Here is a 7,984-nt window from a genome sequence, read left to right on the forward strand (position 1 = left end):
CCTCGCCGGTGACCGCTGAAACGGAGTCGCAGGACCGGGGCGCCGGCAAGACGCCGCGACGAGACAGACGGCACCGGCCGGGGGAGGCGCCCGGTCGATGCCGCGGGGCGCCGCGGGGATCGGATCCCGCGCGTATCATGGCCGACACAGGGTTCCCGCGGCGTCCCGCGTCCCTCGTCGCGTCACCTGGGCCATGCCCCCGGCGCAACAGGCGCGCGGGGACGATCACCCATGTCCGAGGACAGGCCGACATCCTGATGGGCCGGAGCGCGGCGCGCGGATCCGAAAGAGCCCTCCCGCCGCAAACGCGATTCCTGGCGCTCGCCATCCAGGTCCGCTTCGAGGCTCCGCAGGAAAAGGGGCACGGACCGGATCGCCGGCTCCCAAGCCGCCGCGCCTCAGGCCGACAGCGGCGCACGCGGCTCGGTGTGGTCGAACAGCCGGGGCGGCGGGATCGCGTCCCGTGCACCCATCCGCGCGACGAGGTGGTCCGCGACCCGCAGGGCGTTGGCGATGATCGTCAGCGTCGGATTCACGGCGCCGATCGACGGGAAGAAGCTGGCATCGGTCACGTAGAGGTTGTCGAGCTCGTGCGTTTTGCAGTCCCGGTCGAGCACCGAGGTCGCGGGATCGTCGCCGAAGCGCAGGGTGCCGGCCTGGTGGGCCGTCCCGCCGATGGGGACGTTTTTGCCGAGATAGAGCGACCGGTCGAACAGGTGCGGATGAACGTCGGTGACGCTGCAGATCTCGCGCAGCTTGTGCCGCAGCCGCCTGTGGGCCTCCTGATTCGTTTCGGTGAGATCGAGATGGACCTTGCCGTCCCGATAGTAGACCCGGTTCTGGGGCAGCGGCACGTCTTCCGATGTCAGCCAGAAATCGATGGAATGCCTGGCGATCCAGTCGAAGGGCCTGTCGGGAAACCATTGCAGGAAGCCGGGCAGGCCCTCGCCGTGGATCTGGGCGCCGTCCGACTTGCCGACCATCTGGATGTGGCCGAGGGGGAAATCCCAGCCGTCCTTCGGGTCCGGATCGCCGAAGTAGAAATCGTTGAGGCCCAGCGTCTTCTGGAACCGGGTGGGGTTCGGGACCTTCGAGATCGCCAGGACGGTCGAGTTGTTGTGTCGCATGTAGTTGCGCCCGACCTGATCCGACCCATTGGCGAGGCCGTTCGGATGCTGCGCGTTGGCCGAGCGGAGCAGCAGCAGCGCCGAGGAGAGGGCGCCGCAGGCGACCACCACGATGTCGGCCGACGCCTCGAACGGAGCACCGTCCCGGTTTCCGATGACCCCCGTCACCGAGCGCCCCGACGGATCGGTGACGAGGCGCTCGATGTAGGTGCGGGTCAGGAGGGTCAGGTTCGGGCAGTCCCGCAGGGCGGGATCGACCACCATGGTCTGGGCGTCGGACTTGCCGTTGGTGGGGCAGGGGAAGCCGTCGAACGATTCGCACTTGATGCAGGGCGAGGTCGGGACCGCACGGCCTTCCCTCTCCACAAGCCGCACGCCCACCGGCAGGTGGAACGGGTGATGGCCGGCATTCTTCAGGTTGTCGAACAGCTCCTGGATCCGCGGCTCGTGCGAGACCGGCGGATGGGCGTAGGGCTTCGTCGACCACGGCTCGGTCGGATCCTCGCCGCGCAGGCCGTGGACGTGGAACAGCTCCTCGGCGGCCTGATAATACGGTTCGAAGGCGTCGTAGCCCACGGGCCATGCCGGCGCGACGCCGTCCTGGTGGCGGATCTCGGAGAAGTCCTTCTCGCGCAGGCGGAAGAGGACCGAACCGTAGAATTTCGAGTTCCCGCCGACGTAGTAGTGCAGGCCCGGGTGGAAGCTCTTGCCGTCGGACGAGTACCACGTCTCCTGAGCCTGGTAGTAGCCATCGACGATCACCGCCTGACTGTCCCAGTTGCGCGGCTCGCGCAGCAGGTAGTCGCCGCGCTCGATCAGCAGGATGCGCTTGCCGGTCTGCGCGAGGCGCCAAGCCATCGTGCCGCCGCCGGGTCCGGAACCGACGATGATGACGTCGTAGTGCTCACCGGGCATGTGCCGTCTCCGTCCGGGCCTCTGTCCAGGCAGGCAACTCGCGAGCCGTTGTTCGGATCACGCCGCTCCGGTGTTTCGGACGCACCGTGCCGGCATCGGCGGAAACCCGCCGATGCCGGCAACCGCCGGTTAAGCGCCTTTCCCAACGCCGCCTTCAGCTTCGCCTGCGATCCTGCCCCGGACCGGCCTGCCGCCGGGGAGGCCGGAATGACCGACACGATGGCGCTTGTCCTGGCGCTCCCGATCGCAACCCTGCTGGCGCTGGGCGTCTGGTGGATGCGGGGGACGCGGCGCGCGGAGAGCGAGGCCGAGCGGCTGCAGGATCGCATCTGGCGGATCAGCGAGAGCGAGGACCGCTACCGGGCTCTGGTGGCCGCCACCACCGAGATCATCGTCCAGCGGGATGCCCGCGGGCGCATCACCTATGCCAACGAGGATTTCGCCCACCTGCTCGGACAGGAGCCGATCGCGCTGATCGGCTCGCAGGCCGATCTGGAGATCGTCGACCGGCACGCCGTCGAGATCGGGCCGGATGGGGTCCGCCGCACGGAGGCGCAGGTCCGCACGGCGGACGGCCGCCTGCGCTGGTTCGCCTTCGTGGAGATGCCGGTGGCGCACGGCGATGCGATGCACTGGCTGCGGGCCGGCCGGGACGTGACGGCGCGGGTCGAGGCGATCCGCAGCCGCGACGCCGCCCTGGAGCGGGCCGAGTCGGCGAGCGTGGCGAAGTCCCGCTTCCTGGCGACCGTGAGCCACGAGATGCGCACGCCGCTCAACGGCATCCTCGGCATGGCCGACCTCGTGCTCGGGACCGACCTCGACCCCGAGCAGCGCACCTACGTCGAAGCGGTGCGCACCAGCGGTCAGGCCCTCCTCGGCCTGATCGACGGCGTCCTCGACTTCTCGCGGATCGAGGCCGGACGCCTCGATCTGGCGGATGAGCCCTTCGATCTGCCGGCGCTCGCGGAGGGCGTCGTCGAGTTGCTGGCGCCGCGGGCGCAGGACAAGGGGATCGAGATCGCCCTCGACGTCGCCGAGGACTTTCCCGCCGCCGTGGTGGGCGATGCCGACCGCGTGCGGCAGATCCTGATCAACCTCGCGGGGAACGCCATCAAGTTCACCGAGCGCGGCGGCGTCGGCGTCAGCCTCGGCTTTACCCGGAGCGAGGCCGGCGGCGAGGTCGTGCTCGCCGTGGCAGATACCGGCCCGGGTATTCCAGAGGACCGGCTTCCGATCCTGTTCGAGGAGTTCGAGCAGGGCGACGGCAGCTCGAGCCGGAGCCATGAAGGCACCGGCCTCGGCCTCGCCATCACCCGGCGGCTCGTGACCCGCATGGGTGGCCGGATCGAGGCCGATTCACGCCTCGGGCGGGGCTCAACCTTCCGGGTGGCGCTGCCGCTGGCCGACGTCGCCGGCACCGAGGGCGACCGGCCCTTGCCGCTGCCGCCCCTCGCGGCGCGGCGCTGCCTGATCGTAGCGGATTCCCCCTTTCAGGCGCCCTATTTGGCGCGCAGCCTGTCCCGGGCCGGGGCCGCCACCGTGATCGTCGACAGCCTGGATTCCGGCCTCGACGCCCTGTCGGGCGCCGCCTTCGACGTGGTTCTGGCCGACCGGGCGCTGGGCGACGCGGCGGTCCGGCAGATCGCCGATGCGGCCCGCGCCTGCGGCGTGCGCACGAGCCTCGTCCTGCTCTCGCCGTTCGACCGCCGCGAATTCGGCGCCCCCGGCGCGGCGGGGTTCGACGGCTATCTGATCAAGCCGGTCCGCCCCCGCTCCCTGTTCGACCGCCTGCTCGCATCGGACGGCCCGATCGAGACCGCGACCGTCCCGCCCGCGACGCCGTCGCGAACCGGCAGCGGCCTGCGGGTCCTGCTCGCCGAGGACAACCCCATCAACGCCCTGCTGGCGACCCGGGCGCTGGAGCGGCTCGGCGCCGTGGTGGTTCATGCGGTCGACGGCATCGAGGCCCTGGACCGTCTGGACACGGAGGGTCCGTTCGACCTGGCGCTGATCGACGTGCGGATGCCGCGCCTCGACGGGCACGAGACCGCCCGGCGGATCCGTGCGGCCGAGTCGGGTGGGTCCGAGCGGCTCCACCTCGTGGCCCTCACCGCCAATGCCGGCCGCGAGGACGAGATCGCCGCCCGGGCGGCGGGCTTCGATGGATTCCTGGCCAAGCCGCTCAACCTGAAGGTCCTCCCGGCCCTGCTGGAGCGCCGCTCCGCCCAGGCGGCATGACCGGGCGCGTTGACAGACAGGCGCATCCCGCGCCAACAGGACGCCCATGTCGACAGCCCACCCCCTGCCGCCCGCTCCGCGCTCGTCCAGCGGCGCGCTCGCTGCCTGGGGCGTGGCCGCTCTGGTGATCGCCACGGTGCTGATCGGCGCCCTGGCGCCGGCCCATCACCCGGCGCCGGCTCGCGCATTGGCCGAGGATCCGACCTGTCTCGAGTGGAGCGACGGCTGCATGGTCTGTCAGCGGCTCGCCGAGGGTCCAGCCTGCTCGCTGCCCGGCATCGCCTGCCAGCCCGGCACCCCGCAATGCCTGCGCCGCCGCGACGGGTGACCCGGCACGCCCGCGGACGGCCGCCCGTCTGCGGGCATCGCCCCGATGGCCCATGAGCCTCACTGTGCCCGTCCTGCGCTTCGCGCCGAGCCCGAACGGTCGTCTGCACCTGGGCCACGCCTACTCGGCGCTGCTCAATGCCGAGCTCGCGACCCGGATGGGCGGACTCTGCCGCCTGCGGATCGAGGACATCGACCCCGAACGCTCGAAGCCGGACCTCGTCGCGGCGATCGTCACCGACCTCGCCTGGCTCGGTCTGACCTATCCCGAGCCGGTGCGGCGTCAGTCCCGATACATGGAGGCCTATCGCGCCGCCCTCGACAGCCTGATCGGCCGCGGGCTCGCCTATCCCTGCTTCTGCTCGCGGGGGCAGATCCGGGCGCAGATCGGAACGCGTGCCGGCCCGCGGCGCGATCCGGACGGGTCAGCGCTCTATCCCGGCACCTGCCGTCACGCCGACCCCGCGGTGGTGACCGAACGGCTCGCCCGCGGCGATCCGCATACCTGGCGCCTCGACATGGCGGCCGCCCTGCGCTGCGCCTCCCGCGGACACGCCTACCTCGCCTTCGACGAGACCGGCGAGCGCAGGATCACCGCCAATCCGCTGCGCTGGGGCGATGCCGTGATCGGCCGCCGGGACGTGCCGACGAGCTACCACCTCGCCGTGGTCCATGACGACGCCGCGGAAGCGATCACCCACGTGGTCCGCGGCCGTGACCTGGAGGCGGCCACCGACCTGCACGTGCTCCTGCAGGATCTGCTCGGCCTGCCGAGGCCGCGCTATCATCACCACCGTCTGCTGCGCGATCCCGCCGGCGCGAAGCTCGCCAAGTCGCGCGGCTCGCAATCCCTCGCCGACCTGCGGCACGCCGGCGAGACGCCCGAAAGCATCCGCGCCCGTCTCGGCTTCGCCTGAAGGCGCGCCTCAGCGCACGGCCGCATCGCGTTGGGCGAGGGCCGTGGCACTCTTCGACTTCTGCATGGTGGCGTCGATCTGCTCGCGCTGGCGCTTGAACTCGGCGAGCAGCCGCCCGTCGAGTTCCCGGCCGCGGGGAACACGGATCTTCATCGGGTCGACGAAATGGCCATTGATGATCACCTCGTAATGGAGGTGGGGGCCGGTCGAGAGGCCGGTGGACCCGAGATAGCCGACGATCTGCCCCTGGCGGACCTTGACGCCCTCGCGGATGCCGCGGGCGAACCGGGACATGTGGTTGTAGGTGGTGACGTAGCCGTTGACGTGCTGCAATTCGACCCGATTGCCGTAACCCGAGGTCATCTCGGACCGGATAACCACGCCGTTGCCCGCCGCCATGATCGGCGTTCCGATCGGGTTCGCCCAGTCAACGCCGGTATGCAGCTTGGCGTAGCCGAGGATCGGGTGGCGCCGATAGCCGAAGCCCGAGCGCATGATGCCTTCGGCGATCGGCTTGCGCAGGAGGAACTTCTTGAGGGACCGGCCCTGGTCGTCGAGATAGTCGATCGTGCCGTCGTCCGGAGATTGGAACCGATAGACCTTGCGGGTCTCGCCGCCGAGCGTGAGCGCCGCGTAGAGCAAGTCCGGCCGGTCGGCGCTGGCCTCGTCGTCGTAGCTGTAGAACACGTCGAGCCCGTCGCCGCTGCCGATGCGGCGCTGGAAGTCGAGGTCGTAGCTGAACACCCGGACGATGTCCTCGACGGTGGCCCGCGGCAGGTCGTGTCGGGCCGCGGTCTCGTAGAGGCTCTGGTAGAGGCGCGGCCCGGAACCGGAATCCGCGTCCTCGTCGTCACCGGCGTCGGCCTCGGCCTGGGGCTGCGGCTTGGCGGCGGGCGCCTCCTCGGCGGGGGGCGCCACCGAGACGAAGGCGCCCCGGTCGTTCAGGGCGGCGATCCCCTCAATGCCGTTCTCGCCGTAGAGCACCACGCGGGTGACCTGGCGCGGATCGCCCGGACGGGGTCCTGGGGCGACCTGGACGCGCATCGGCTGGCCCTCGCTGAGCGCAGCCGTGCGGGCTTTGCCGCCAAGCGCCGCGACGATGCCGCGGATCGCGTCGTCGCCGGCAACACCTGTGGCCTTGAGCGTGGTCTCGAGGGTCTCGCCGCGCTTCAGGGCGAGATCACGCTCCTCCACGAGCGGCGCCTCATTCGGCTTCAGTTCGACCTTCGCGACCTTGGTGACGTTCTCGGGGACGACCAGCACCTCGATGGACTTGAACGGATTTGCATCCTTCGGCGCCGCACCGTCACCATCGCCGGCCGCGCCCTGCTGGAGCGTCCGCGACAGCATGATCTGGGGCGCGATCGGAATGGCGGCGCGACGGCCCGCTTCGGCCGCGATCCGGCGCTCCTCCTCGACCTGAGCGGTGACGTCGTCGTCGGTGAGCGCTGGCGCGTTGGCGTCCACGGACGCGTCGGCGAGGTCGCGCTTGACCACCGTCACCTCGGCCCCGGGGGCATCGGCAGAGGCGTCGGGCGCGCGCTCCAACGGCTCGTCGGAGACGAATTTCATCGGATCGAAACGCGGCGGCTCACCTGCGTAGACGCCGGTGGTCATCGACAGGGGTGTGCTCAGCCGGACGAAGGCCTTGGCCTTGATGATCTCGCGATCCCCGAGGCGGACCGTGACCGGCGCACGAAAGCTCTGTTTGGCCGACGCGATCATCAGGTTGCGCACGAGTCGGTCGCCCTTCCGGGCGATGTTGGCGCCGCTCTCGCTCGGCTGAGGCCGGGGCACGATCGTCGCCTTCTCGGGGATGGCCGCGAAGGAGATGTCGCCCTGCAGGGAAACGTGGAGCGCCGCCGCGATCAGACCGGCGCCGGTCAGCCCGGTGAGGCTGCTGGCGCAGAGCCAGCGCAGGTTGACGGCACGCCGGTCGATCTGCGTCGCGGTAGCGCCCAGGTGATTCAGGGGCTCCTGAACCCCGCGTCCGGGGGAAAGGGCGGCCACGTCGCCGATCTTGAGTCGCTCGCGCTTCACTCGAAGGCCCTGAGAAGACGAAGGCGATGGGGCCTGCCTGGAGGATCCGGAAATCCGCGGCGGGACTCTAGCCGAGCCGGGCGCGACCGGCGCGCCAGACGGATCCATCTCACGGCGCAGCGTGTCGAGATTGAGGCGCGACATCGCGCGATGCGTCCGCGCGCGCGGACACCTCCCTCCGACACCGGCCACGCGAGAGGGGAGGGGGGAAGAGTCAGGGCGAAGTTTTTTCAGAAAGGCGTTGACGGCCCGGAATGGTGGATCTATACCCCGGCTCATCGGCGCCGGCCGCGGGAGTGGACCGGGCGCTGAGCCATCTTCTGACAAGCGGCGGGATTGGCCGGCGGGATTGCCGGGCGGTTTTCTGTTTGCCTTTGATGAGCCCTGGGAGACTGGGGTGATCTTTGACAAGTTATGATT

Annotated in this window: 5 protein-coding genes; 3 read left to right on the top strand and 2 right to left on the bottom strand. The window is 70.4% G+C overall.

Annotation, left to right across the window (positions count from 1 at the left end; translation table 11 throughout):
* Nucleotides 1–398 precede the first annotated feature (398 nt).
* Entirely contained in the window at nucleotides 399–2,042 is a 1,644-nt protein-coding gene (locus ACXJKQ_RS27220; RefSeq protein ID WP_457108795.1) for a GMC oxidoreductase, read from the bottom strand.
* A 207-nt stretch (nucleotides 2,043–2,249) separates the two neighbouring features.
* On the opposite strand from ACXJKQ_RS27220, the gene ACXJKQ_RS27225 reads away from it, so the two are divergent.
* Genes ACXJKQ_RS27225 through gluQRS form a run of 3 tightly spaced genes read left to right on the top strand, consistent with a single transcriptional unit; the run spans nucleotide 2,250 to nucleotide 5,524 of the window.
* Nucleotides 2,250–4,280, top strand: a complete 2,031-nt coding sequence (locus tag ACXJKQ_RS27225; protein WP_457108796.1) for an ATP-binding protein — start codon at nucleotides 2,250–2,252, stop codon at nucleotides 4,278–4,280.
* A 46-nt stretch (nucleotides 4,281–4,326) separates the two neighbouring features.
* On the top strand, nucleotides 4,327–4,608 hold the full coding sequence (locus ACXJKQ_RS27230) for a hypothetical protein (protein ID WP_457108797.1): 282 nt from the start codon (nucleotides 4,327–4,329) through the stop codon (nucleotides 4,606–4,608).
* A gap of 52 nt (nucleotides 4,609–4,660) precedes the next feature.
* A complete protein-coding gene (gene gluQRS / locus ACXJKQ_RS27235; RefSeq protein WP_457108798.1) occupies nucleotides 4,661–5,524 on the top strand; it encodes a tRNA glutamyl-Q(34) synthetase GluQRS in 864 nt (287 codons plus the stop codon).
* A gap of 9 nt (nucleotides 5,525–5,533) precedes the next feature.
* On the opposite strand, the gene ACXJKQ_RS27240 is transcribed toward gluQRS, so the two are convergent.
* A complete protein-coding gene (locus ACXJKQ_RS27240) occupies nucleotides 5,534–7,564 on the bottom strand; it encodes a M23 family metallopeptidase (protein WP_457108799.1) in 2,031 nt (676 codons plus the stop codon).
* Between the last annotated feature and the right edge of the window lie 420 nt (nucleotides 7,565–7,984).

The organism is Methylobacterium sp. P5_C11, from assembly GCF_054049775.1.

Excerpts from the sequence above, each read along its gene's own strand:
- ACXJKQ_RS27225 (WP_457108796.1), top strand. The coding sequence starts at position 2,250 with ATGACCGACACGATGGCGCTTGTCCTGGCGCTCCCGATCGCAACCCTG.
- gluQRS (WP_457108798.1), top strand. The coding sequence starts at position 4,661 with ATGAGCCTCACTGTGCCCGTCCTGCGCTTCGCGCCGAGCCCGAACGGT.
- ACXJKQ_RS27230 (WP_457108797.1), top strand. The coding sequence starts at position 4,327 with ATGTCGACAGCCCACCCCCTGCCGCCCGCTCCGCGCTCGTCCAGCGGC.
- ACXJKQ_RS27220 (WP_457108795.1), bottom strand. The coding sequence starts at position 2,042 with ATGCCCGGTGAGCACTACGACGTCATCATCGTCGGTTCCGGACCCGGC.